A 24,775-nucleotide genomic window follows, 5' to 3' on the forward strand; every position below is an offset into this window, starting at 1 on the left:
TAAAACATGGCAATAGGTTCATTAAGCTCATTAGGGCTTGGCAGTAAGGTTTTGAATTACGATGTGATTGACAAGCTTAAGGACGCCGATGAAAAAGCGTTAATCGCCCCCTTAGACAAGAAAATGGAGCAAAATGTTGAAAAACAAAAAGCCCTAGTAGAAATTAAAACGCTCCTTTCTTCTCTAAAAGGCCCGGTTAAAACGCTTTCGGATTATTCCACTTATATCAGTAGGAAAAGCAATGTTACAGGCGATGCGTTGAGTGCGAGCGTGGGGGCTGGCGTGCCTATTCAAGATATTAAAGTGGATGTGCAAAATTTAGCGCAAGGCGATATTAACGAACTAGGGGCGAAATTTTCTTCAAGAGATGATATTTTTAGCCAAGTGGATACCACGCTCAAGTTTTACACGCAAAACAAGGACTACGCCGTTGATATTAAAGCAGGAATGACTTTAGGCGATGTGGCTCAAAGCATCACAGACGCTACCAATGGTGAAGTGATGGGCATTGTGATGAAAACAGGAGGGAATGACCCCTACCAATTAATGGTGAATACCAAAAACACCGGCGAAGACAACCGCATCTATTTTGGCTCACACCTCCAATCCACGCTCACTAACAAAAACGCCCTTTCTTTGGGGGTTGATGGAAGCGGGAAAAGCGAAGTGAGTTTGAATTTAAAGGGGGCTGATGGGAACATGCATGAAATCCCTATCATGCTAGAGCTCCCTGAAAGCGCTTCTATCAAACAAAAAAACACCGCAATCCAAAAAGCGATGGAGCAGGCTTTAGAAAATGACCCTAATTTTAAAGATTTGATCGCTAATGGGGATATTTCCGTAGACACTCTTCATGGGGGGGAATCTTTAATCATTAATGACAGGCGTGGGGGAAATATTGAAGTTAAAGGGAGTAAGGCTAAAGAGCTTGGGTTTTTGCAAACCACCACCCAAGAAAGCGATTTATTGAAAAGTTCTCGCACCATAAAAGAGGGTAAATTAGAAGGGGTGGTTAGCTTGAATGGCCAAAAACTGGATTTGAGCGCTTTAACCAAAGCGAGTAACACTAGTGAAGAAAACACAGACGCTATCATTCAAGCGATTAACGCTAAAGAAGGCTTGAGTGCGTTTAAAAACGCCGAAGGCAAGCTTGTGATCAATTCTAAAACCGGAATGCTAACGATTAAGGGCGAGGACGCTTTAGGCAAGAATAGTTTGAAGGATTTGGGTTTGAACGCTGGCATGGTGCAATCTTATGAAGCTTCACAAAACACGCTTTTTATGTCTAAAAATTTGCAAAAAGCGAGCGATTCAGAATTCACTTATAATGGGGTGAGCATCACGCGCCCCACTAATGAGGTCAATGATGTGATTAACGGGGTTAATATCACTTTAGAGCAAACCACAGAGCCTAATAAGCCTGCCATTATCAGCGTGAGCAGGGACAATCAAGCCATTATAGACAGCCTTAGTGAATTTGTCAAAGCCTATAACGAGCTTATCCCTAAATTAGACGAAGACACGCGTTATGATGCGGACACTAAAATCGCTGGGATTTTCAACGGCGTGGGCGATATTCGCGCGATCCGTTCTTCTCTTAATAACGTGTTTTCTTATAGCGTGCATACGGATAATGGGGTAGAAAGCTTGATGAAATACGGGCTTAGTTTAGACGATAAGGGCGTGATGAGTTTGGATGAAGCTAAATTGAGTAGTGCGCTAAATTCTAACCCTAAAGCGACTCAAGACTTTTTTTATGGGAGCGACAGCAAGGATATGGGGGGCAGGGAAATCCACCAAGAGGGTATTTTTTCTAAATTCAATCAAGTTATCGCTAACCTCATAGACGGAGGGAACGCTAAATTAAAGATTTATGAAGATTCCCTAGACAGAGACGCTAAAAGCTTAACCAAAGACAAAGAAAACGCTCAAGAGCTTTTAAAAACCCGCTACAACATCATGGCGGAGCGTTTTGCGGCTTATGACAGCCAAATTTCTAAAGCGAATCAAAAATTCAATTCCGTGCAAATGATGATCGATCAAGCGGCGGCTAAAAAGAATTAAAAAAACAGAGAGTTATCAATTTTAAAGGATAAAGGAACATTATGCAATACGCTAACGCTTACCAAGCCTACCAGCATAACCGAGTGAGTGTGGAATCCCCGGCAAAACTCATTGAAATGCTTTATGAAGGGATTTTGAGATTTTCCTCGCAAGCCAAACGCTGTATTGAAAATGAAGACATTGAAAAGAAGATCTATTATATTAATAGGGTTACGGATATTTTCACGGAGTTGTTGAATATTTTGGACTATGAAAAAGGGGGGGAAGTGGCGGTGTATCTTACAGGCTTATACACCCATCAAATCAAAGTTTTAACGCAAGCCAATGTGGAAAATGATGCGAGTAAGATTGATTTGGTGTTGAATGTGGCTAGGGGGTTGTTAGAAGCATGGAGGGAAATCCATTCAGATGAACTCGCCTGACATGTTATTAGATTCCTTTAAAATCGCTCTTGTTAAAAAGGATTCCAAACTCGCCTTTTCATTGATAGAGCGCCTTTCTTTAGAGCAAATAAAAAGCTTAGATTTAGACACGCTTTTAAGCCTTAAGGAAATGATAGCCCAAAGCATTGAACTATTAGAAAAAGAAAAAGAAGAACTGCAATCACAAATGCATAAGGCTAAGCAAATCCAAAAATTTTTGTCTTAAGATTTTTTAAACTACGATACAATAAAAGCACTATTTTTATTGAAGGCTAAAGATTGTCTGAACCCATAGATAGATTCACGCGCATAAGGTGGTTGTTTAAAAACGATTTTGAAAAAATCCGCCAACAAAGGGTTTTAATCTGTGGCGTGGGGGGTGTCGGGGGCTTTGCGCTAGACGCTTTGTATCGTGTGGGGATAGGGCAAATCACTATCATTGATAAAGACGTGTTTGATGTTACCAATCAAAACCGCCAGATTGGATCAGAAAGGATAGGAGAATCTAAAGTGTTGGTGTTGCAAGATCTTTATAAGGGCGTTCAAGCTTTCAATTGTCGCATAGATGAAGCGTTTTTAAATTCATTTAATTTTAGAGATTATGATTACATTTTAGATTGCATGGACGATTTGCCTATTAAAACAAGCCTAGCGATAAAATGTCAAAATTTCGCTTACGGGAAGTTTATCAGCTCTATGGGGAGCGCGAAGCGTTTGAATCCTAAACACATCCAAGTGGGGAGCGTTTGGGAAAGCTATGGCGATAAATTCGGGCGTAAATTTAGGGATTTTTTAAAAAAACGCCGTTTTAAGGGGGATTTTAAGGTGGTTTTTAGCCCTGAAGTCCCGCATTGCATAGAGCTTGGGAGTTTTAATGCAGTTACGGCGAGTTTTGGTTTGCAAATAGCGAGTGAAGTCGTGCAAGATATTATCAAAAATGAAAGGCAATGAAATGAAAGATTACGAAGACGAATTGGAAGATTTTGAAGAAGAAGAATTAGAGGGCTTTGAAGAAGAAGATGAAGAGTATAATGATTATAAGAATGTCTATGATGATGACGATTATGAAGACTATAATTCTGATTATGAAGAAGAGTGAAAAATGATTTATGCAGGCATCCTCCAGCATGCTTATTGCGGCTCTAGAAAAAAGACTATAGAGCATACAGCCAACCTGCTTGAACAAGCGCTAAAAAAACACCCTAAGACCAATTTAGTGGTGTTGCAAGAATTGAACCCTTATAGTTATTTTTGCCAGAGCGAAAACCCTAAATTTTTTGATTTGGGCGAATATTTTGAAGAAGATAAGGCTTTTTTTAGCGCTTTAGCTCAAAAATTTCAAGTGGTGCTTATTACTTCTTTATTTGAAAAGCGCGCTAAAGGGTTGTATCACAACAGCGCGGTTGTGTTTGAAAAAGATGGATCAATCGCTGGGGTGTATCGCAAAATGCACATTCCTGATGACCCGGGGTTTTATGAAAAATTTTATTTCACGCCGGGGGATTTGGGCTTTGAGCCTATTATTACAAGCGTGGGCAAATTAGGGCTTATGGTGTGTTGGGATCAGTGGTATCCTGAAGCAGCAAGGATCATGGCTTTAAAAGGGGCAGAAATTTTAATCTATCCTAGCGCGATAGGGTTTTTAGAAGAAGATTCTAATGAAGAAAAAAAGCGTCAGCAAAACGCATGGGAGACGATCCAAAGAGGGCATGCGATCGCTAATGGCTTGCCTTTGATTGCGACTAACAGAGTGGGCGTGGAGTTAGATCCTAGCGGCGCGATTAAGGGGGGCATTACTTTTTTTGGCTCTAGTTTTGTGGTGGGGGCTTTGGGCGAATTTTTAGCTAAAGCGAGCGATAAAGAAGAGATTTTGTATGCGGAAATTGATTTAGAACGCACCGAAGAAGTGCGCCGAATGTGGCCGTTTTTAAGAGACAGGCGCATTGATTTTTATGACGATTTGTTGAAACGCTATATCTAGTCCATTTAAGATTAGAAAATAAGGTTAGAAAGGGTTAAACATGGTAGATGCAATTTTTTGCGCTAAACAAGTGCAAAAATTCTATCATTTTTGCACGGTATCTTTATTTTAACAAGGAGCAAAAATGCTAGAAAATAGCTCTATATGGAGCAATCCTGCCTTTGTGGCTATCATTTGCATGTGCGTTCTTAGCCTTTTAAGGCTCAATGTCATGCTTTCTATGATTAGCGCGACTCTCATAGCAGGACTTATGGGAGGGCTTGGGATCACGGAGAGTTTTAATGCAATGATAGATGGCATGAAAGGCAATTTAAACATCGCTTTAAGCTACATCCTTTTAGGGGCTTTAGCGGTAGCGATCGCTAAAAGCAATCTCATTAAAGTCGCTTTGAGTAAATTAATAGGCTTAATGGATTACAAGCGATCCACTTTTTGTTTTTTGATCGCTTTCATCGCATGCTTTTCGCAAAATTTAGTGCCGGTGCATATCGCTTTTATCCCTATTTTAATCCCCCCTCTTTTGCATTTGATGAACCGGCTAGAATTGGATAGAAGAGCGGTCGCTTGCGCTTTAACCTTTGGCTTGCAAGCCCCCTACTTGGCGCTTCCTGTAGGGTTTGGCTTGATTTTTCAAACCACTATTTTAGAGCAATTAAAAGCTAATGGCGTGAGCACCACCATAGCGCAAATCACAGGAGTGATGTGGATAGCGGGGTTAGCGATGGTTGTTGGGCTATTTTTAGCGGTATTAACGCTATACAAAAAACCCAGGCGCTACAAAGAAAAATCTTTTAATATAGAAGATTACGCCTCGCTTCAATTAAACTACCATGACTATTTGACTTTTATAGGGATTGTCGTAGCGTTTGTGATCCAATTAGCCACCGATTCGATGCCCTTAGCCGCCTTTTTAGCGTTAGCGATCATCTTACTAGGCCGTGGCATTAAGTTTAAAGAAACCGACTCGCTTATGGATGATAGCGTGAAGATGATGGCATTTATCGCTTTTGTGATGCTAGTGGCTAGCGGGTTTGGAGAAGTGTTGCAAAAAGTGCATGCGATAGATGGCTTAGTGAATGCGATCACAAGCGTGATCCAAGGGAAGTTTTTAGGGGCTTTTTTAATGCTTGTTGTAGGGCTGTTTATCACTATGGGGATAGGGACTTCTTTTGGCACTATCCCTATCATCGCTGTGTTTTATGTCCCTTTATGCACGAAATTAGGTTTTAGCATAGAATCTACGATTTTACTCATCGGCATAGCCGCAGCCTTAGGCGATGCAGGCTCACCGGCTAGCGATAGCACCATGGGGCCTACTTGCGGGCTTAACGCAGACAACCAACACAATCATATCTATGACACATGCGTGCCGACTTTTTTAGTCTATAACCTCCCTTTGATTGTTTTTGGGGTGGTTGGAGCGTTACTATTAGGCTAATCTATCAAGTTAAGAAAATCTTTTCTTTAGCCTTACCCTCTGGGGTCAATGCTTTTTTAGATGTGCTGGTGGTCGCGCTCTCGGTTTTTTTTGTGGGCAAGATTTCGCACCATCACATTGTGGCTTTGGGGGTGGGCTTGCAATTTTTGATGCTTTTTTATGGCATCAACACGATTTTATACACCGGCACTAACGCCATTCTTTCTAGGCTTGTGGGAGCTAGGGATTTTGCTCAAATCAATCACGCCTTTTCAAGTATTTTTATAGGGGCGTTTGTGATTTGTTTGGGCGTGCTGTTTGTTTCTTATTTTTTGATTGAGCCTTTTTTAAATTGGATGCAATTACAAAATCCTTCGCGCCAATTGACGCAAGATTATTTAGAAGTCTTAGTTATCGCGCTACCGAGTATTTTTTTAAAAAATGTTTTAGTTTCAGCGCTCGCTAGTTTTTCAGACACCCTAACCCCCTTTATTGTCAAAATCATCATGGTCATTGCATGCATTTTCTTGAATCAAGCCTTGATTTTTGGGGATTTTGGTTTTAAAGAAATGGGGATCGTGGGATCTGCTTTAGCGAATGTGGTTGTCTCTTATTTGGAATTACTCGCGCTTGGCGTTTGGATACAAATCAAAAAAATCCCTTTAAAATTCAAAATAACCTTTCATTTTTCTTTTTTAAAAACCATGTTTAGAGTGGGTTGGCCGGCCGGGTTTGAACGCTTATTGAGCTTGTTTTCTTTAATCCTCTTATCCAAATTTGTAGCGAGCTATGGGGATAAAGTGTTAGCGGGCATGCAAATAGGTATTAGGGTTGAAACCTTTTCGTTCATGCCCGGATTTGGGTTTATGATCGCAGCGATGGTTTTAACGGGGCAAAATTTAGGAGCGAACAAGCCAAAAATCGCCACAGAATACGCGCATTTGATTTTAAAAATCTCTATGGGTTTAATGGGGGTTTTAGGGATTGTTTTAGTTTTATTCGCTAAAGAATTTGCGAGTCTTTTTTCTCAAGATGAAGAAGTTTTGGAAGTGGCGCGATCTTATTTGATCGCTGTGGGTCTTTCTCAAGCCCCCTTAATTGGGTATTTTGTGCTGGATGGAGTTTTTAGAGGGGCTGGCATTTCTAAAGTCTCACTGTATATTAACACCCTAAGCTTATGGGGGTTAAGGATCATACCCATTTACTTGCTCCTCACTTACCACTTTAAAGTGGATTTTATTTTTGTAGTGATCACTTTAGAAACTTTTTTGCGCTCATTCATCTATTACAAAGTTTTTTCTAAAGGCATTTGGAAAAGGTGCGGGAAAAAGGCTTGATTATTGCTTGAGCGTAGCGGTCGTTTTGAAACGATTTTCTCGCACCACTTGCACGCCCACTTCGCCCACATACTGAGCGCTCTCTTCTATCTTTTTAGCGATCTTTCTGGCAATAATAGGCACTTGATTGTCCCTGACTTGGTTGGATTTGACAATCACTCTTAATTCTCGCCCGCTCTCCATCGCATACGCTTTTTCCACCCCATCAAATTCTAGCGCGATCTCTTCTAAAGCTTGCATGCGTTTAGCGTATTCTTCATCGCTCTTTCTTCTAGCGCCCGGACGCCCTGCAGAAAGCGCATCAGCCGCGCACACGCTCGCGCACTCCACGCTCATGATTTCTTCATGCCCATGGTGGGCATAAATCGCATTGATCACAATCGGGTCTTCTTTATGGCGCTTGCACACCTCAACGCCTAAATTCACATGGTCTCTCCCAAGCTCTTGAGTGAGCGCTTTACCAATATCATGCAAAATACCGGCTCTTCTGGCGAGTTTTTTATCCCCCCCAAGCTGTTCTGCAATCAGGCCGGCTAAAAGAGCGACTTCTTTAGAATGCTGCAAAGCGTTTTGCCCAAAACTAGAGCGGTAACGCATTTTGCCTATTAAAATTTTAAGCTCATCTTCCATAGCCCCAAGTTCTAACTCTAACACCACGCTCTCCCCTTCAGAAAGCAATTCTTTTTCCAGGTTGCGCGCGACTCTATGATAAACCTCTTCAATCCTGTTAGGCTGGATACGGCCGTCTTCTATTAAAATCTTAAGCGTCTCGCTCGCTACTTCACGCCGATAAAGATTGAAACTAGACAAACACAATTCACTGCTGTCTTCGCTAAATTCTATATCCACCCCACTAATCTTTTTAAACGCTTCAATGTTTTTCCCGTCTTTGCCTATCACACGACCCACATAATCTGAGCAAGGCAAAGCGATACGAGTTGTTAAATTCTCTGTCGCATAATCGCCCGCAAAACGGGCTGTCGCTTCCGCTAAAATGGCATACGATTTTTTCTTACCCTCTTCTTTGGCTTCTTTTTCATAACGCCTGATCAACGCGCTTTTTTGGGCTTCTAATTCTTCTTCTAATTGCTCCAAGATCATGCTTTTAATTTCATCTTTAGTGTAAGCCATGTAATTGAGCATCGCGTCTAGCGCTTTGGCTTGAGCTTCTTTGCAAATAGCGCGCTGTTTTTTAAAATTTTCCTTCTCCTGTTCTAAAATTTGGCGTTCTTTTTCAAGCTCTTTTTTTTCCTTTTCCAAATAGCGTTTTTCATCTCTTACAAATTCTTTGTGTTGCGCTTCTAAATGCTTCAAATGCGCTTCTTTTTTTTCAAAATGGGTTTGGAGTTGCAAATTCTTATTTTCATATTGCTGTTGCAACTTGCATTCTTGGCTTTTCATGCGCATTTCCTCAGCTTCCACGAAAGATTTCGCTTGAAATTCCATTAATTTGGCTTTGGCTGAAGCGCCTTTTAAAATGGCTTGCCCTCTAACATAATAGATCTTTTTCATCACATAATACATGATTAGAGCGGTAATCAAACACGCTACCAAAACTTCTAATGAAATGTAAATTAACCCGCTGCTCATAATGTTTCCTTTTATTATTCTTCATAACGATACGAGCATTCATGTAAAGATTCGCTTCAATGTCATAAGCGTCTGTAAGGATACTATTAGCGATCGCTAACTCCCTACTCACAAATATGATTAAGGGGCGTTTTAGTTGCTTTTTGAGTAATTTTGGCAAACTCCTATCATACATGCCTAGCCCAAAACCCACGCGCCTAAAGCTTGTATCCATTCCTAAGATCGGCACGACAATGCAATCTAATTCCCGCTTATAACAGCGCGACAAACTCGGCTCATCAAACCACCCCAAACGCCTTAAGGGCAACCTAAAGGGTGCGATACTGAAAACCTCTTTGGAAAAATCAGCACCTTTTTTGATGCTTTTAGGCAACCACACGCACTTATTTTTTTGTCTTAACCTAAAAATCAAAGGCCTGATGTCAAGCTCATGCCCTAATGGGCTATACAATAAAATATTTTGATAATCTTTGAGTTTCCAAAACAAAAGCTTGCAAGCCAATTTATCCCTGACTTTATTTTTTGCTTTAGCCCTTTTCAAGCGTTCTTTACAAAAATCTCTAAAAATCGTTTTAATGGTTATAATCCTTAAATTTTAGACTTACATTATAGTATAATTTTAGGTTATTAGTTACCATTTTATTATTCTTAAGGATGTGTTTATAATGAGAATTAAGACTTATTTTTTGCGTTTTATCGCGCTGGTTTTTATCGTTTTGTTGGGTTTTAGCGCTTGTAAAAACTCTCAAAAATCTCAAGATTCTCAAAACAATACCACCCAACAAGATAGCCCTAAAACCTACACCGCTATGGATCTAAATAACCAAGAATACACGATTACAGGCGATTTAGATTCCCTAAACATCAGCCCGGATCCTAACGCCCCTACCCTATTAGTTTTAAGCGCTTTAGATAATTCTTTAAAAGATTACGCCCCCAGCTTTAACATCTTAAAAAAAACTTTTAAAGATCGTTTGAGGGTGCTTATTTTACTCAATCAACCCTATTCAAGCGATGCAATCAAAGACTTTATTGCACCCTTTCAAGCTGATTTGATGATTTTAAACCCTAAAGATACCGCTCTTTTTGATCATTTAAAGTATGACGCTTTAAACCATTCCTTTAACATGCTCTTATATCACAAACACCAATTGATTAAAATGTATCAAGGGATCGTGCCAGCAGAAATGCTCCAATTTGATATTTCTAATTTAAAGGATTAAAAATTATGTTTAATTTTTTCAAAAAAATTGTCAATAAAATTAAAGGCGAAGAGGCTAAAGAAAAAAAGCGTGAAAATATTCCTAAAGAGGAATTAGAAGAAATTTTGATTGGCTTTGACATCCAATACGATTTGATAGAGAGCTTGTTAAAGCATTTAGGCGATTTGGTTACGCCCAAGCAATTAGAAGTCGCTTTGTTGCGTTTTGTGCGTGGGGAAAGCTATTATGATAAAACCCGCCTAAAGACTATCACTACAAAGCCCTTAGTGCATTTGATCGTGGGGGTTAATGGGGCGGGTAAAACCACAACGATCGCTAAATTAGCCAAGCTTTCTTTAAAACAGCATAAAAAAGCGCTTTTAGGAGCCGGCGATACCTTTAGAGCGGCCGCAGTCAAACAGCTGCAATTATGGGGCGAAAAGCTTAACATTCAAGTCATTAGCGCTAAAGAAGGGAGCGATCCAAGCTCTTTAGCTTATAACACCATAGAAAGCGCGATCGCTAAAAATATAGATGAAGTTTTTATAGACACCGCCGGGAGGCTACACAACCAGACTAACCTTAAAAACGAGCTTTCTAAAATCGCGCGCACCTGCTCTAAAGTTTTAAAAGACGCCCCCTTTTATAAATTCCTTATTTTAGACGGCACGCAAGGGAGTTCTGGGCTCACGCAAGCCAAAATTTTCCATGAGACTTTGGCGCTAGATGGCGTGATTATGACTAAGCTTGATGGCACTTCTAAGGGCGGGGCGATTTTAAGCGTGCTGTATGAGTTGAAATTACCCATTCTTTATTTAGGAATGGGCGAAAAAGAAGACGATTTGATCGCTTTTGATGAAGAACGCTTCATAGAAGACTTGGTTGATGCGGTGTTTGTGGAACAATAAACTAAAAACCCCTAACCCCACTAACCCCAAAAGACCGCTTTTTTAAAAGCTACCGCTTGTTTTTTCAAGCTCTTTTATTATTGATTATAAAAAACGCTTTTTAACATTTTTATAAGAGGTAATTCGCTTAATTTTTGGCTCAAAATGGGGGTAAAATTGGGGTTAATTTAGCTTTGTTTTCTCATTTTTAACTAATTTTAAAATATAACCCAACTCATTCTTTTTGATTGTGATCAGACATTTTTGCAAGCCATAGCGATCGTTAGCTAAACTTCTAAAAACTATGTTATTTTGCAATAATAACCCTAAAACTTGCATCCATATGGTTTGCTTCTTGTAAGGCGTTGCAAACCTCTGCGTTTTTGGTATAAAACTCCTTAAGCGGAATATGGGAATAAAGCTTTTTGTGCGCTTCATCAATCCTGCAAATTAACGGGCGCGATTCATAAATCTTGCACAAGTTCGTTTCTAAATCCAAAAACTTGCACACCCCATTGCCAGCGTCAAACCCAACAAGCTCAATAATCCCAGTGATATTTTTACAGCAAAGCCCACAAAAGGTGCAAGGGAAACGATTAGGAGTTGTTCGCTTTTTTGATTCTTCCATGCTCGCTTCTTTATACCCTCTCTTTCGCGCCCTTTTTTCCTCTTTTAAAGCTCTATAGTCTTAAGAAGTCTTATCATCTATTAGATCTTCAAGTCGTGCCTGCCTAAATCCGATACCATCCAAGCTATAATTCCCATTTTCTAAGCTATCCGTCTGATCTCGCATGAGAATGAGCGCATTTTTTGCTTTTTCAGTGAGCTTTTGGTGTTCGTCCATGATAGAAACTTCCAAAAAAGCACTCAAAGTCATAAGAGTTGAAACGGTAACGCAGAGTTGATCTTTTTCTTTTTGATTGTAACGAGAGGTATCGTAGTGATGCTTTTTCATCGTAGCGATGGCATCTTGAGCAAGCGAGAAAAACAGCGCATCAAACTTTGTGATCTGCCTGGTGAAAAGATCTGCCATTTTCCTAACGGCTTGAAACTGATCAACCATCACATCCGCTTTTTTGACGGCTGCTTCAACTTGAGAGCAATAAGCCTTGGCGTTTTCTAGCTTTTCTTCCATGTCATCAGCTCTCACAGCCCCCAAAATAGCGAGTGCGGGTCCGGCTATAAGTCCTCCAAATACTGCCATACCTGCAAGACCGCTCGCAGCGAGCCCCCCTAAAATAAATGGTAATGGCATGTTTTCTCCTTAAATGTTATTTTTGATATTTTCTAAAGCTTTTAGATTTTCATTAATGCTTTTTTGAAGCTCAGTGTGCACGACTTTCTTTTGTTCTCTTGGCAAACCGCTTGCACCAATCAGATCTTCATGGAGATAGGCAAAATGAAGCGTTTGATAAATATCAATCATTTCTTCAATAACGCTGTCTTCAATCCCAAGCGTTCTAGCGGTTTGCATGAATTTCTCACGATCTCTTTGATTGAAAGAACCACCCTTTTCCAATGACTCTATCATAGCGGTTATAGATGACTCTATCACAGTGGCTACAAATGACTTTATCACACTTCTCCTTTAAATTTCTATTCTTCCACGGCTAGTTATGAAATCCCAACCCTCTTTGGAATTATCAAATAACGCCTTTTGGCCTAGTCTTTCTTGGATCTTGTTATTGATTCCTATACCTAGATCTGCATCCCCTGCATAAAGCGCCCTCTCAAGCTCATCAAAACTCTGATTGAAAAACTTGGTAGTTTCATGAAAATATCGCTCAAACACCTCCGGGGATGAGCGCTTGACCAGCAACTGCCATAGCCCCACTACTTACAAGAGTGGTGTTAGCTTGCCCAAGCTGTTTAAGAAGCTCTGTTTTATCAATCTTTCCAGAAAGATAGCGAGTTAAAACCGTAGCATTTGCCACGCAAGCACCCACAATCATCGCAGGCAATGAACCCTTGCCAAGGCTTTGGACGAATTTATTAGCGCTGCTTTGCATCAAACCTCCCAAAGATGAGCTTGCAAACGCGCTACCATAACTAAGCGCTCCACCCTTTAGGGTAGCAATGGCGGTGTGCTTGAGTGCTTCTTTGTGGTCTTTTCCTTTTTTTTGACATTCATAGATACTCTTTATGGATGAAACAAAACCACCCAATAATTCAGGACATAAAGCAACCACCCCTGCTTCATGAGAGCTTTGCAATGAAATATCTTGCATGTTTTCTAACATGAATTACCCTCTCTTTAGCGGTGTTAATAGGTGAGATTTAAAAAAAGCGAGAGATTTTGGGGATTTTAAAAGGTTTAGGGTAGGCTTATAAGTAACCCCCCCCCCGAAAGACCGGAAACTAAAAAAGCCGGAAATAAAAAACGCTAGGACTTTTTCCATAAAGACATCCTTATTGTTTGATCCTAGCCACTATAACCAAAAATCCTAAACAAACCGCCTTATTTTTAATAAAAAGGTTTAAAATAATAAATATTTTCCCTACCCCCCTGTGTAGTAAAACGCCCTTGTGGGAGTTTCGCTGTTTTTATCATTCCACATGTTTTTTTCTGGTTTATTGATGACAGATTGTTTTAAAAGCCTTTTTATATTTTTTGTATCCTTATTGATGATCGCCTCTTTAGCGTCTATGGCGTCTTGATAGTATAAACATGGGCAAATCTTGCCATCAGAAGCCAAACGGATACGATTACAAGATTGGCAAAAGTCATCGCTATGCGGAGCGATAATGCCAAATTGATAGCCATTTTCTAGCGTGTAGATTTTAGAAGACCCTTGTTTGGGTTTTTCTGTTTCAATGATTTTGTATTTTTGAGCGATCAGATCTAAAATTTCTTCCTCTTTCAAGCCTTTAACCAAACTTTTAGCATGCGTATTTTCCATAAATTCAATGTAGCGGATTTGTATGCGCCTATTTTTCGCGTATTCTAAAAGCTCTAAGATTTCATCATCATTAACGCTTTTCATCACAACCGTGTTTAATTTGAGTTTTAAACCCACCTTTAAGGACTCTTCAATCCCTTCTAGTGCATTTTTAAGAGCGTCTTTTTGAGAGATTTTTAAAACCCTATCGCTTTTTAAAGAATCTAATGAAACATTCACCCGTGATAACCCGGCATTTTTTAAATCCTTAGCCATTTTTTTGAGTAAAAAACCATTAGTGCTTAAAACTAATGCCACTTCCTTATTGTAAGCGTGTAGTTTAGCGATAAACTCGTCTAAACCCTTGCGTAATAGCGGCTCCCCACCCGTGATTCTAATTTTTTTAACGCCCTCATCAATGGCGATTTTAAGAAATTCTAAAACATTATCCAAAGGCAATAATTCTTCATCATCAAAAAAATCTAATGGCGTGGTAGGCATGCAATACTGACACCTGAAATTACATTGTTTGGTTACAGACACCCTAATATAATCAATAACCCTATTAAAACTATCTACTAACACTCCCTTTATCCCTTATGCTCTTTATTTAAGCTTTTAGTGTAACATAATAAACAACGACTTAACAACATTAAACATGGATAAATCTTTTGAAAAACCCTATCATTGATAACGTTCCTTGCGTTTTATTAGCTGGAGGCAAAAGCTCTCGTTTCATCATCAATAATGTTCAAATCAATAAGGCTCTTGCGCCTTTAAAATCGTATTCTAGCCTTTTAGAATACCAATACTCGCACCTTTTAAAACTTTTCAAACAAGTCATTATCAGCGCTAAAAAATCGTATGAACTAAACGCTCCCTACCTTTTAGAAAAAGAGAGCGATCTTTTTTCACCCCTTGTTGGCATTTATAACGCTTTTTTAACGCTGCAAACCCCTTATATTTTTTTTATCCCTATAGATACGCCTTTAGTGTCCTTTGAGAGCATTAAAACTCTTTGTGGGATTCAAAACTTTAGCGTAGTCTATGCTAAAAGCCCTACAAAAGAACATTATTTGATTTCTTTGTGGCATCAAAATAGCCTTAACGCTCTTAGTTACGCTCTTAAAACGCAAAATTATCGCTTGAGCGATCTTGTGAAAAATACCTCTTCAGTCGCTATCCATTTTGATAAAGAAGAAGAGTTTTTAAACCTCAACACCCTAAAAGACTATGAATTAGCCGTTCAAATTTTAAAAGAGAAATCAAATGGCTGAAGAAGAAAAGACCGAACTCCCTAGCGCGAAAAAAATCCAAAAAGCCAGAGAAGAAGGCAATGTGCCTAAGAGCATGGAAGTGGTGGGGGTTTTGGGGTTGTTGGCTGGGCTAATGAGTATTTTTATTTTTTTTATATGGTGGGTGGATGGCTTTAGCGAAATGTATCGCCATGTATTGAAAGATTTTTCCCTAGATTTCAATAAAGAAAGCGTTCAAGAGCTGTTTAACCAACTGGCTAAAGACACTTTTTTATTGCTTTTACCGATTTTAATCATTCTAATGGTGGTGGCGTTTTTATCCAATGTCTTGCAATTTGGCTGGCTCTTTGCCCCTAAAGTCATTGAGCCCAAATTTTCTAAAATCAACCCTATCAATGGCGTCAAAAACCTTTTTTCTTTAAAAAAACTCCTTGATGGGAGTTTGATCACTTTGAAAGTTTTTTTAGCTTTTTTTCTGGGGTTTTTTATCTTTTCCTTGTTTTTAGGGGAATTAAACCATGCGGCTCTTTTGAATTTGCAAGGCCAGTTATTGTGGTTTAAGAGCAAGGCGTTATTACTCATTTCTTCGCTTTTATTTTTATTTTTTGTCTTGGCTTTTATAGATTTAGTGATCAAGCGCCGCCAATACACTAACTCTTTAAAAATGACTAAACAAGAAGTTAAAGACGAATACAAACAGCAAGAAGGGAACCCAGAAATCAAAGCCAAAATCCGCCAAATGATGGTAAAAAACGCCACGAATAAAATGATGCAAGAAATCCCCAAAGCCAATGTCGTGGTAACTAACCCCACCCATTATGCCGTCGCTCTCAAATTTGATGAAGAACACCCTGTGCCTGTGGTGGTGGCTAAAGGCACGGATTATTTAGCCATTAGGATTAAGGGCATCGCCAGAGAGCATGATATAGAAATTATAGAAAATAAAACGCTCGCCAGAGAGCTTTATAGAGACGTGAAATTAAACGCCACCATACCAGAAGAATTGTTTGAAGCGGTAGCGATTGTCTTCGCTCAAGTGGCTAAATTAGAGCAAGAACGCCAAAAACAAAAGATCATCAAACCTCTTTAAGATTTTTTAAACCCGCTTTTAAGCCCCAAAAAGACACTCAATCAAGGACACTCAATCAAGGACACTCAACCAACAAACTTTAACTATCCCTATTGAATGAGAACTAAGCCTTTAAATCTTATGCTCCAAACGCCTTAAAGTGTTATGGATGTATTCTAAAAGCCACCCCAACAAGCCTAAAAAATAAAAACCCAATCGCATGCCATAGTATTCTTTAGTTTGAATGAACATGCTAGAGCATAGCACGACCACACAAAGCCCCACGATCAAAATAAGCGTGTTAGCGTATTCATACAGCCCAAAAAGGCGTTTGTGATAGATTAAAACCAGTATCAATAAAAAAAGAGCGAGTGTAAAAAGGGAAAAATCCACGCAATCAGACACGCTTAAAAATCTAAAGCTCTGTAAAGAAGAAGCAAAAACCCACACGACGCAAATGTTCATAGAGGGCAAGAAAGATTGCTTCATGCTAGCCCCTAAAAAACGCCACAATAAAGTCGCTAACAGCGCAAAATAGAAAAGATAAAGCACGATTAAAGAATGTTTAACAGGAAAATTCCAAGCGTAGAAAGAAAGGCATAATATCCCTACGCAAGCGCATTTTTGGCGCGTGAGGGTGAAAGGCTTTAGAATAAGCACAAGCAGATAAATTAAAGAAACGCCTATTAACCCTAAATAATCTAATTTGACAATGAAATCATAAACATGGTTTTCAAACAAAAAAAACAATTGCGAAAAATCATCGCTGAAATGCGAAAACAACAAAGTTTCCGCATTGAACAAAAACAACAAAAAAAACAATGAAGAAAAAACGACTTTATGCGTGTATATTTTTTGATAAAAATTCATCTACAACCTAATCATTGCCTAATCATTCTTGCTGAAGAAACTATCAATGCCATCAGCAATGCCCTTAGCCAAGATTTTTTGATACGGTTTGCTTTGGATGCGTTTAGATTCTATCGCATGGGAATTATAACCAATTTCTATTAAGATTGAAGGCATTAAAGCCCCGGCTAACACCCAAAAAGGCCCCTCTCTCACGCCCCCATCCACCACATCAGGGTAATTTTTGCGGATGCTTTGGAGCATGCCGTATTGCACGTCAATCGCCAGTTTGTTGGAGACAATCAATCGCTGCGTGTTCAATGAATTTAAAAACAAACTTTTAGAAAAATAATCCATTAAATTCACATCGTCTTTATTTTCTTGCTCAGCCACTTTCCTAGCCCTTTCGCTCCTTGCGGTGGATAAAAAATAAGTTTCTATGCCATGAGCGTTAGAAGTGGAATGCTTGGGGATGGAATTGGCATGCACTGAGATGAATAAATCCGCGCTTTTTCTATTGGCTAATTCCGTGCGCCCCACTAAATCAATATAAATGTCCTTATCCCTTGTCAATAAAACGCTATAACCTCTTTTTTTAAGCTCTTTATGCAAAAACTTCACCACTTCTAAAACAATGTCTTTTTCACACACTAAATTCGCGCTCATCGCCCCGCAATCTTTCCCCCCATGCCCAGCGTCTAAAACGATTTTTTTGTGTTTTTTGCGCTTGGTTTTGATGAAAGTATCATTTTTTTCTGCTATAAAGACTTGGTTCTTACTCTCATTTTCCGCTTCTTTTTTAGGAATTTCTTTTTTAGCGCTCCTTTCGTTCAATGGAGAATGCGCATGTTTTGAGCGCGCATGCTTAATGGGCGTTTTCTCTTTGGTCTCTTTAGACTTTTTAGCCTCTTTTTTAATGGGCTTAGGGGTGGGTTTTGGAGTCTGGTGTTTGAGTGCATGGTGTTTGGGTGGTTTTAACGCCATTTGATGCCTGATTAAGGGCTTTTTCTCCACGATAGAAACATAGAGCTTGTCCTTAAGAATCTTGACTTCATAAGTCATCTTAGGAGCGTAGCCGATAACCACTCGCGCTAATTTAGGGCTGAATTGCGCGATCGTGATGAACGATTGTTTAGAAAATTGGTAATGCTTTTTAGGAATGGTTAGAATCGCTTCTAATTCCAAATAACTCTTAAAATTTTTGAGCGGAACTTCTTTGAATTTTTTAACCTCTTGATTGAACGAGATTTTAACACTGCTAGAGCCAAAAGGCACAATGTTGGTAATTTTAAGGGTTGTAGCATAAGCAAAATGCAACCACAAAAGACATGCAACAACCCCTAATCTCACAAGCACTACAAATTAACCCTCTGTAAGCTCTTTAATCAATTCATGCACGCTGATAATCTTATCCACTCTATAGCCATTAGCCCCGGTAAAATAAAGCCCCTCTTCTCTGTTGCCTAAATAACTGCGCCCCAAACCATCAGCGATACAATAGCCCACCTTTTTAGCTTCTTCACCCCTGTTACAAGGCGCTACACAATTGCTCACGCATGCGATTTTGGGCGCGTTACCCTCTTCAATGCGCTTGATCACCCCCGTATTAATAGCCCTAGCCGGATAGCCTACAGGCGATTTAATGAGTAAAATATCTTCTTTTTTGAGCGTGGGCAAAAGATCGGCATACGCTTTAGCGTCGCATTCTTTCGTGCCTAAAAAACGAGTCGCCATCTGCACCCCACTCGCTCCAAGGCTTAACATGGTGTCTATATCTTTCCTGTCCCAAATCCCCCCAGCTGCGATGATAGGGATATTCCCCCATTCCTTAGAAGCTTCCACGACTTTAGGCACTAAGTTTTCTAATCGGAATTCTTCTTTGAAACAATCTTCGTATTTAAAGCCCTGATGCCCCCCACTCAAAGGCCCCTCCACAATGAATGCGTCCGGAATCCTTTTATACCTATCGCTCCATCTTTTACAAAGGATTTTTAAAGCCTTCGCTGAAGAAATGATAGGGATGAGCGCCACATCGCTAAAATCCTTAGCGAATTCAGGCATGTTGGTGGGCAAACCAGCCCCTGTAATGATAATATTCGCCCCCGCCTCACAAGAGTCCCTTAAAACACGGCCATAGTCATTGATAGCGTATAAAATATTCGCTCCTAAAGGGTTGTTCCCACAAATTTTCCTAGCGTTTGCAAAAATCTCATTCAACGCTTTTTTGGAATAAAAATTCAAGGCTTCAAAGGGTTTTTTAGCCACAATCCTTTCTACAAAACGCATGTTTTTATAATAACCAGTCCCTACGGCTGAAATCACTCCTAAAGCCCCTTCTTTGGCAACATTTCCAGCTAGTTCATCCCAACTAATCCCCACACCCATTCCCCCTTGAAAGATAGGGAATTTTATGGTGTGCTTACCGATTTTTAGCGGTTTGAGTGTTGATACCATAGCTCTTTCCTTAGTTAATATTTAATTTCATAAATCTTTTCTTACCAAGCTGTATAACATAATTTCCTTTAACAAAACGATAACTCTCATTTTTTATCACTTCTTGATTAATCTTTACCCCTCCCCCTTGAATATCGCGCCTGGCTTGTGAAGTGGATGGGCAAAAGCCAATCTGTTTTAAAACATCTAAAATCCCCACCCCCTCATCAAAATCGCTCTCTAATAAAATTTCAGGCAAAAGGTTTGCGCTAAACACTTTAGAAAATTGCTCTTTAGCCTTGATGGCTTGATCATTATCATAATAACGAGCCACGATTTCACTAGCGAGATCTTCTTTAACGGCTTTAGGGTGCAAGGTCTGATTTAAAATACCATGTTTTAAGTCTTCAATTTCTTCTAAAGTCTTAGCGCTCAAAAGGGTGTAGTAGCGCCACATAAGATCATCGCTCACGCTCATGATCTTCCCAAACATCGCATTAGGTTCTTCAGTGATCCCTACATAATTCCCCAAGCTTTTACTCATTTTTTGCACCCCATCAAGCCCCTCTAATAAAGGCATGGTAATAATAGATTGCTCTTTATTCAAGCCATAAGCTCGTTGCAAAAAGCGCCCTACCAGCAAATTAAACTTTTGATCATTGCCCCCAAGCTCAATATCCGCATCCATCGCCACTGAATCATAGCCTTGCAATAAAGGGTATAAAAATTCCACGATGCTAATGGGGCGGTTTTCTTTATAGCGTTTAGCAAAATCGTCCCTTTCTAGCATTCTAGCGACTGAAAACTTCGCACACAATTCTATCATGCCCTTTGCGCCTAAAGTATCCAACCAAGTGGAATTAAAGCACACTTCGGTGTGTTTTTGATCTAAAATCTTATAGATTTGCTCTTCATAAGTTTTAGCGTTTTCTAAGACTTGCTCCCGGTTTAGGGGTTTTCTCGTTTCATTTTTCCCTGTAGGATCGCCTATCATAGCGGTAAAATCCCCAATCAAAAACTTAACCCTAGCCCCATATTGCTGCAACAAAGCCAGTTTTTGGATCAACACCGTATGCCCTAAATGCAAATCGGGAGCGGTAGGATCAAAACCGGCCTTAACGATAAAGCGTTCATTGGTTTCATAATATTTCCTAACCAGCTTTTCAATGTATTCTAATCCAATGATTTCATTAGCGCCTCTTTTGATCTCTTTTAAGGCCACACTGATTTTTTGTTCCATGTTTATCCCTTAATTAGGCTTATTGTAGCTCATAAGCGTCATCCAGACTGGATAATTCTACAATCCTATCCTGGTATTTGCGATTGATTAAAGCCCTCATCCAATCCGCCTTATCCGTGGCTATTTCAAAACTCACTTCGCAATGGCTAGAATATTTGTCTTTATAGCCTAAGTAAGACACGCCCACAATATTGCATTCATTCCTGTTTAAAAAAGTTAACAAACCCGCTAAAACCGACTTTTTTTCGCCTAAATAAAACATCATTTTATAAATCGTTCGATCCCGATTGTGCCATTCTATATAAACCATAGGCGCTTTAGCGTCCACTTCCGCCATCGCTTTTTTGCAAAATTTATGGTGCGCAACCGCCTTTGGATCTTTTAAATCCGTTACAATCGCAATGATTTCATCGCCATATTTAGGGTAACAACAATCATTCAACAACACCTGTTTGATTTCTAAAGCGTTGCTTGAACAAACGCTAAAATGTTCTAATTCCTTACACTGCCACTGCCGATTGGGGGCTAAAAAATTCAAGACATTGGTTTTAAAACCCAAATACCTCAAACCTCGAGTCCACAAACTCATCTCTTGGTATTCTAAAATCGCATCTTCTTTTAAAGAAAACACCTTATTTTCAATTTCTTCAGTGAGCTTGGCTAAATTTTCAAAGCTTTTCATCGCTTCTGTTAAAGTGGTCTCCACCCCACAATCTGTTAATTTTTCTTCAAAGTTTTTATAATCCTTTAAATCCATGTCTTCAAAAACAGAGCGCCCAAAAAAAGTCGCTAAGATATTGATCATGCTCTTAGTGTCAATCTCTTTCAAGCGGTTTCTTCTTTGGATGCGCAAATGGTTTTTAGCCTTAGAAGTTTTAAGCTGATCCATCCAAATGAAACGAGGTATTACTTTATCGCCCTTAACGATTTTAACCACATCTCCGCTTCTTAATTCCTGATTGAGTAAGGCTTTTTTACTATTGATATAAGCGTCCGTGGCTTTATCGCCCAAATCGCTATGCACCATGTAAGCAAAATCTAAAGCAATCGCTCCTACCGGTAAGGTGTAAGTGTCCCCATGAGGCGAAAAAACGACAATATCTTCACGATACAAATCGTTCTTAGCGAGTTCGTAAAATTCTTTAGGGTCGTTTTTCAAATCGCTGTCATGGTATTTAAAATTTTGCAACCACCGCATGCCCTCATGATGTTCTTCATTATCCACGCCCCCAGCTTTATACTTCCAATGGGCTGAATTACCATACTCCGCCCCCATGTGCATATCAAAGGTGCGGATCTGCACTTCATAAACAGAAGATTCATCAAAAATCGTCGTGTGTATCGTCTTGTAGCCATTTTCTTTGGGTAAAGCGATGTAATCTTTAAAACGAGAAACAATGGGTTTGAAATTCAAATGGATAATCCCTAAAACTTTATAGCAATCAATCGGGTTTTTCAACAAAATCCTAATGGCTAACAAGTCTAAAATTTCATCAATATTAACCGCGCCCTTCCGTTGCATCTTAAGATAGATAGAATAGGGGCGTTTCACCCTTGTAACGAGTTTAAAATCCGAATGGCTAAACCCGCTATCAAAAAGCTTTTTTTCTAACTTGCTCGCAAAAGCGTTGAGCTTTAAGAGTAAAGACTGCTTGTTTTTGTGCAAATATTCCTTAATATTTTTATATTCTTCCGGATAAATATAATAAAAGCTCTTGTCTTCTAATTCATTTTTGATTGAAGACATGCCCAATCGGCTCGCTATAGGGGCATACACCGCTAGAGTCTCTTTAGAAATACGCACTTGCTTGTCATGAGGCAAGGCGTCTAAGGTGAGCATGTTGTGCAACCTGTCGCTAATCTTTACCACTAAGGCTCTTGGATCTTGTATCGCGCTAATAAGGATCTTTCTGAAAGTGAGCGCTGAGACCACCATTCTAGGATCTTGAGAGCTCACTCCTAATTCTTCTTTCCTGATTTCAGTGATTTTAGTGAGCGCATCCACTAAATTAGCCACATCTTGCCCAAATTCTCGCTCAATCGTTTCAATCTTACAAGGCGTGTCTTCCACCACATCATGCAAAAGCGCAGCGCACACCATCGCCTCATCGCCCCCACAAAACGCCACCACGCTTGCCACACAAATAGGATGGACGATATAAGGCTCGCCGCTCTTTCTGTATTGCCCCTTATGGCTTTTGGTCGCTAAATTTAGGGCGTTTTCAATTTTGGGCGTGAAATCAATTAAAGTCCTTAAGATTTCAATGCCACCCTTTGGGGTCGTAACTTTTTTGATAACATCCAGAATCCGTAAGAATCCGATATCAACGGATTTGTCAATTTCGTTCATCTATCCTGTCTATATCAATTTTCCCTTCAGCGATTTCTCTAATGGCAATATCCACTAATTTATGACGCTTAGGGTCCATATTCACTAAAGTTTTGGCTCCGGCGTTTAATTGCTTCACACGAGCGAAAACTAAATTATCTAGCATGTAGCGGTCGTTTCCGATATTTTTTAAGGCTTGAGCGACTAAACTCTCTGTTCTCTCTTTTTTCAAACTGATCCTTTTATTTTGAGTTCTATCCAATGTTAAAGGGCTTATTTTACCATAGAAAACACGCCTTGTTGGTGCTTGATCACTTGCAATAAATTCCCTTTTTTAAACATGTTACACACCACAATGGGGAGCTTATTGTCTTTAGCTAAAGAAATAGCGGTATCGTCCATCACTTCAATATCCCCTATCAAGGCATCGTTATAGCTTAGAGTGTCTAATTTTTTAGCGTCTTTGAATTTGTTAGGGTCTTTGTCGTAAATGCCATCCACTTTAGTCGCTTTAATGATTAGATCCGATCCGATTTCAATCGCTCTTAAAGTGGCAGCCGTATCCGTAGTGAAAAACGGGTTTCCCGTGCCAGCGCCAAAAATCACCACCCTACCCTTTTCTAAATGCCTGATCGCTTTCCTATAAATATAACTTTCACAAATCTCTTTGATTTCAATCGCACTCTGCACTCTTGTGTCTAAGCCGATATGCTCTAAAGCTTCTTGCATCGCTACCGCATTAATCACGGTGGCTAACATGCCCATATAATCCCCACTGGTACGCCTGATAATCCCCCCTTGAGCCGCGCTAACCCCCCTAATGATATTGCCTCCACCAATCACAATACCCACTTCAATATCGTTTTCCACTAAGCTTTTGATTTCTTTAGCGATGTGATCTAACACATGAATGTCAATCCCAAACTGGTTGTCCCCAGCTAACGCTTCCCCAGAAAATTTCACCAAAACCCGCTTGTTTTTTATCTTTGCTTGCATGATCCCTTCTTAATTAATTAATAAAATTTTAATAAAACTTGTGATTGTAACCTAATCTTGCTTAAAAACACCCTTTCTAAAATTTTTTACTTGGCGAATGACTAAAAACGCTTGGGTTTTTGGATGCGTTTGAACAACAATTCACGATAGAACGCTTTAAGGCCTAATTGTTCCTTTTTGCCTAAAGTGTAGTAAATTTTTTGCAAGTAATTTAGAATATCTTGGCGTTTCAAGTTGGTTTTCAAAGTGGCTTCTTTAAGGATGTAGTAAGGGATTTTTGTTTTTTTGTGTTTGAAAGCTAAAGACAAACGCTTGTAAAAATCCTTGTTTTGATAATAGCACAAACGCCCAAAAACAAACGGCAAGCGTTTTTTTTCATACCACAGAGCGGCTAAATCTATAAAATCTTTTTTGGGGTTAGAATAGTAAAATTGCAGTGCTTTATTACCGATTAAAACTTCGCCCTTTAACCCTAGCGCTTGAGAGAGGGCGTTTGAAGAAGCGCTTTCTTTGTCAAAAGCGTTTTCTCTATTTACAACCAGCACGCTTAAAACTTCCTTATAAGCGACAATGCCTAGAGAATAAGAACAAAGAGCGAATGAATGGCCAGCGATAGAAGAAATAAACCCCGCATCAATGCGCCTGAATAAAAAACTCTCATTGAGTTTGGAGGGGTAGGTTTTTTTAAGCCGCAAGAATTGTTTGAAATAACAAGGGGTGGGGTAGGATTTGATAAACACATCAAAAGGGAGCATGTTCAAATAATCAATTTTACCAAAACGCACTTAAAATCCTTTTTTGTATCGCATGGTAGCTAAAGTTTC

Annotated in this window: 25 protein-coding genes and 2 pseudogenes; 12 read left to right on the forward strand and 15 right to left on the reverse strand. The window is 39.5% G+C overall.

The window, feature by feature from the left end:
- Nucleotides 1–6: 6 nt before the first annotated feature.
- The 8 genes from fliD (at nt 7) to H7N69_RS03655 (ending at nt 7,221) form a co-directional block, all read left to right on the forward strand.
- Nucleotides 7–2,064 carry a flagellar filament capping protein FliD gene (fliD, locus tag H7N69_RS03620; RefSeq protein WP_187884830.1) on the forward strand — a complete coding sequence of 686 codons (2,058 nt, stop codon included), beginning with the start codon at nt 7–9 and terminating at the stop codon, nt 2,062–2,064.
- A 41-nt stretch (nt 2,065–2,105) separates the two neighbouring features.
- Complete coding sequence (fliS, locus tag H7N69_RS03625) at nt 2,106–2,486, forward strand: flagellar export chaperone FliS (protein ID WP_001199081.1); 381 nt, start codon at nt 2,106–2,108, stop codon at nt 2,484–2,486.
- Entirely contained in the window at nt 2,473–2,712 is a 240-nt protein-coding gene (locus H7N69_RS03630) for a hypothetical protein (protein ID WP_156579206.1), read from the forward strand. Before fliS ends, H7N69_RS03630 begins: the two co-directional genes overlap by 14 nt.
- Nucleotides 2,713–2,765: 53 nt before the next feature.
- Nucleotides 2,766–3,437 (forward strand): tRNA threonylcarbamoyladenosine dehydratase, encoded by a 672-nt coding sequence (locus H7N69_RS03635; protein WP_180374029.1) that lies wholly within the window; start codon nt 2,766–2,768, stop codon nt 3,435–3,437.
- Nucleotide 3,438: 1 nt separating this feature from the next.
- Complete coding sequence (locus tag H7N69_RS03640) at nt 3,439–3,585, forward strand: hypothetical protein (protein WP_000656207.1); 147 nt, start codon at nt 3,439–3,441, stop codon at nt 3,583–3,585.
- Nucleotides 3,586–3,588: 3 nt separating this feature from the next.
- Nucleotides 3,589–4,467, forward strand: coding sequence for a carbon-nitrogen hydrolase (locus H7N69_RS03645; RefSeq protein WP_187884831.1), 879 nt, complete (start codon nt 3,589–3,591; stop codon nt 4,465–4,467).
- 124 nt (nt 4,468–4,591) lie between these two features.
- The gene (locus H7N69_RS03650) at nt 4,592–5,905 is read left to right on the forward strand and encodes a Na+/H+ antiporter family protein (protein WP_187884832.1); all 1,314 of its coding nucleotides are present in this window, start codon (nt 4,592–4,594) and stop codon (nt 5,903–5,905) included.
- The gene (locus H7N69_RS03655) at nt 5,905–7,221 is read left to right on the forward strand and encodes an MATE family efflux transporter (RefSeq protein WP_332246432.1); all 1,317 of its coding nucleotides are present in this window, start codon (nt 5,905–5,907) and stop codon (nt 7,219–7,221) included. Before H7N69_RS03650 ends, H7N69_RS03655 begins: the two co-directional genes overlap by 1 nt.
- Here H7N69_RS03655 and rny read toward each other — a convergent pair whose 3' ends face one another.
- Together rny and H7N69_RS03665 are read right to left on the reverse strand one after the other, a co-directional pair.
- The gene (gene rny, locus H7N69_RS03660) at nt 7,222–8,733 is read right to left on the reverse strand and encodes a ribonuclease Y (protein WP_232260199.1); all 1,512 of its coding nucleotides are present in this window, start codon (nt 8,731–8,733) and stop codon (nt 7,222–7,224) included.
- Nucleotides 8,711–9,379 carry a 5-formyltetrahydrofolate cyclo-ligase gene (locus H7N69_RS03665; protein ID WP_187884910.1) on the reverse strand — a complete coding sequence of 223 codons (669 nt, stop codon included), beginning with the start codon at nt 9,377–9,379 and terminating at the stop codon, nt 8,711–8,713. Before H7N69_RS03665 ends, rny begins: the two co-directional genes overlap by 23 nt.
- A gap of 97 nt (nt 9,380–9,476) precedes the next feature.
- On the opposite strand from H7N69_RS03665, the gene H7N69_RS03670 reads away from it, so the two are divergent.
- Together H7N69_RS03670 and ftsY are read left to right on the forward strand one after the other, a co-directional pair.
- Entirely contained in the window at nt 9,477–10,034 is a 558-nt protein-coding gene (locus H7N69_RS03670; protein ID WP_187884834.1) for a hypothetical protein, read from the forward strand.
- 5 nt (nt 10,035–10,039) lie between these two features.
- Nucleotides 10,040–10,921: a signal recognition particle-docking protein FtsY gene (ftsY, locus tag H7N69_RS03675; protein WP_060474583.1), complete on the forward strand. Its 882-nt coding sequence runs from the start codon at nt 10,040–10,042 to the stop codon at nt 10,919–10,921.
- Nucleotides 10,922–11,207: 286 nt separating this feature from the next.
- On the opposite strand, the gene H7N69_RS03680 is transcribed toward ftsY, so the two are convergent.
- The 5 genes and pseudogenes from H7N69_RS03680 to moaA all read right to left on the reverse strand — a co-directional run bounded on the left by H7N69_RS03680 (nt 11,208) and on the right by moaA (nt 14,364).
- Entirely contained in the window at nt 11,208–11,528 is a 321-nt protein-coding gene (locus H7N69_RS03680) for a YkgJ family cysteine cluster protein (RefSeq protein WP_000392913.1), read from the reverse strand.
- 60 nt (nt 11,529–11,588) lie between these two features.
- Nucleotides 11,589–12,134: pseudogene (locus H7N69_RS03685) on the reverse strand (sortase); the annotation flags it as partial.
- Between the two features lie 30 nt (nt 12,135–12,164).
- A complete protein-coding gene (locus H7N69_RS03690) occupies nt 12,165–12,431 on the reverse strand; it encodes a hypothetical protein (protein WP_187884911.1) in 267 nt (88 codons plus the stop codon).
- 57 nt (nt 12,432–12,488) lie between these two features.
- Nucleotides 12,489–13,104: pseudogene (locus tag H7N69_RS03695) on the reverse strand (hypothetical protein); the annotation flags it as partial.
- Between the two features lie 294 nt (nt 13,105–13,398).
- A complete protein-coding gene (gene moaA / locus H7N69_RS03700; RefSeq protein WP_187884835.1) occupies nt 13,399–14,364 on the reverse strand; it encodes a GTP 3',8-cyclase MoaA in 966 nt (321 codons plus the stop codon).
- An 86-nt stretch (nt 14,365–14,450) separates the two neighbouring features.
- Between moaA and mobA the strand changes: the two genes are divergently transcribed.
- Both mobA and flhB read left to right on the forward strand, forming a co-directional pair.
- Nucleotides 14,451–15,056 carry a molybdenum cofactor guanylyltransferase MobA gene (mobA, locus tag H7N69_RS03705; RefSeq protein ID WP_187884836.1) on the forward strand — a complete coding sequence of 202 codons (606 nt, stop codon included), beginning with the start codon at nt 14,451–14,453 and terminating at the stop codon, nt 15,054–15,056.
- Nucleotides 15,049–16,125 carry a flagellar biosynthesis protein FlhB gene (gene flhB, locus H7N69_RS03710; RefSeq protein WP_187884837.1) on the forward strand — a complete coding sequence of 359 codons (1,077 nt, stop codon included), beginning with the start codon at nt 15,049–15,051 and terminating at the stop codon, nt 16,123–16,125. The genes mobA and flhB overlap by 8 nt, the downstream gene beginning before the upstream one ends.
- A 111-nt stretch (nt 16,126–16,236) precedes the next feature.
- Here flhB and H7N69_RS03715 read toward each other — a convergent pair whose 3' ends face one another.
- The 8 genes from H7N69_RS03715 to H7N69_RS03750 all read right to left on the reverse strand — a co-directional run bounded on the left by H7N69_RS03715 (nt 16,237) and on the right by H7N69_RS03750 (nt 24,736).
- On the reverse strand, nt 16,237–16,974 hold the full coding sequence (locus H7N69_RS03715) for a hypothetical protein (RefSeq protein WP_187884838.1): 738 nt from the start codon (nt 16,972–16,974) through the stop codon (nt 16,237–16,239).
- 18 nt (nt 16,975–16,992) lie between these two features.
- Complete coding sequence (locus H7N69_RS03720) at nt 16,993–18,309, reverse strand: N-acetylmuramoyl-L-alanine amidase family protein (RefSeq protein WP_187884839.1); 1,317 nt, start codon at nt 18,307–18,309, stop codon at nt 16,993–16,995.
- Nucleotides 18,310–18,315: 6 nt separating this feature from the next.
- Nucleotides 18,316–19,407, reverse strand: a complete 1,092-nt coding sequence (gene fabX, locus H7N69_RS03725; RefSeq protein WP_000255243.1) for a decanoate oxidase/trans-2-decenoyl-[acyl-carrier protein] isomerase FabX — start codon at nt 19,405–19,407, stop codon at nt 18,316–18,318.
- Nucleotides 19,408–19,417: 10 nt separating this feature from the next.
- Entirely contained in the window at nt 19,418–20,626 is a 1,209-nt protein-coding gene (gene tyrS / locus H7N69_RS03730; RefSeq protein WP_187884840.1) for a tyrosine--tRNA ligase, read from the reverse strand.
- 19 nt (nt 20,627–20,645) lie between these two features.
- On the reverse strand, nt 20,646–22,976 hold the full coding sequence (locus tag H7N69_RS03735; protein WP_187884841.1) for a RelA/SpoT family protein: 2,331 nt from the start codon (nt 22,974–22,976) through the stop codon (nt 20,646–20,648).
- Nucleotides 22,963–23,187: a DNA-directed RNA polymerase subunit omega gene (locus H7N69_RS03740; RefSeq protein WP_000712202.1), complete on the reverse strand. Its 225-nt coding sequence runs from the start codon at nt 23,185–23,187 to the stop codon at nt 22,963–22,965. Before H7N69_RS03740 ends, H7N69_RS03735 begins: the two co-directional genes overlap by 14 nt.
- Nucleotides 23,188–23,228: 41 nt before the next feature.
- Complete coding sequence (pyrH, locus tag H7N69_RS03745) at nt 23,229–23,951, reverse strand: UMP kinase (RefSeq protein WP_001148056.1); 723 nt, start codon at nt 23,949–23,951, stop codon at nt 23,229–23,231.
- A 101-nt stretch (nt 23,952–24,052) separates the two neighbouring features.
- On the reverse strand, nt 24,053–24,736 hold the full coding sequence (locus H7N69_RS03750) for an MqnA/MqnD/SBP family protein (RefSeq protein WP_187884842.1): 684 nt from the start codon (nt 24,734–24,736) through the stop codon (nt 24,053–24,055).
- Nucleotides 24,737–24,775: the final 39 nt, after the last annotated feature.

The organism is Helicobacter pylori (assembly GCF_014497725.1).
Lineage (GTDB): Bacteria > Campylobacterota > Campylobacteria > Campylobacterales > Helicobacteraceae > Helicobacter > Helicobacter pylori_DE.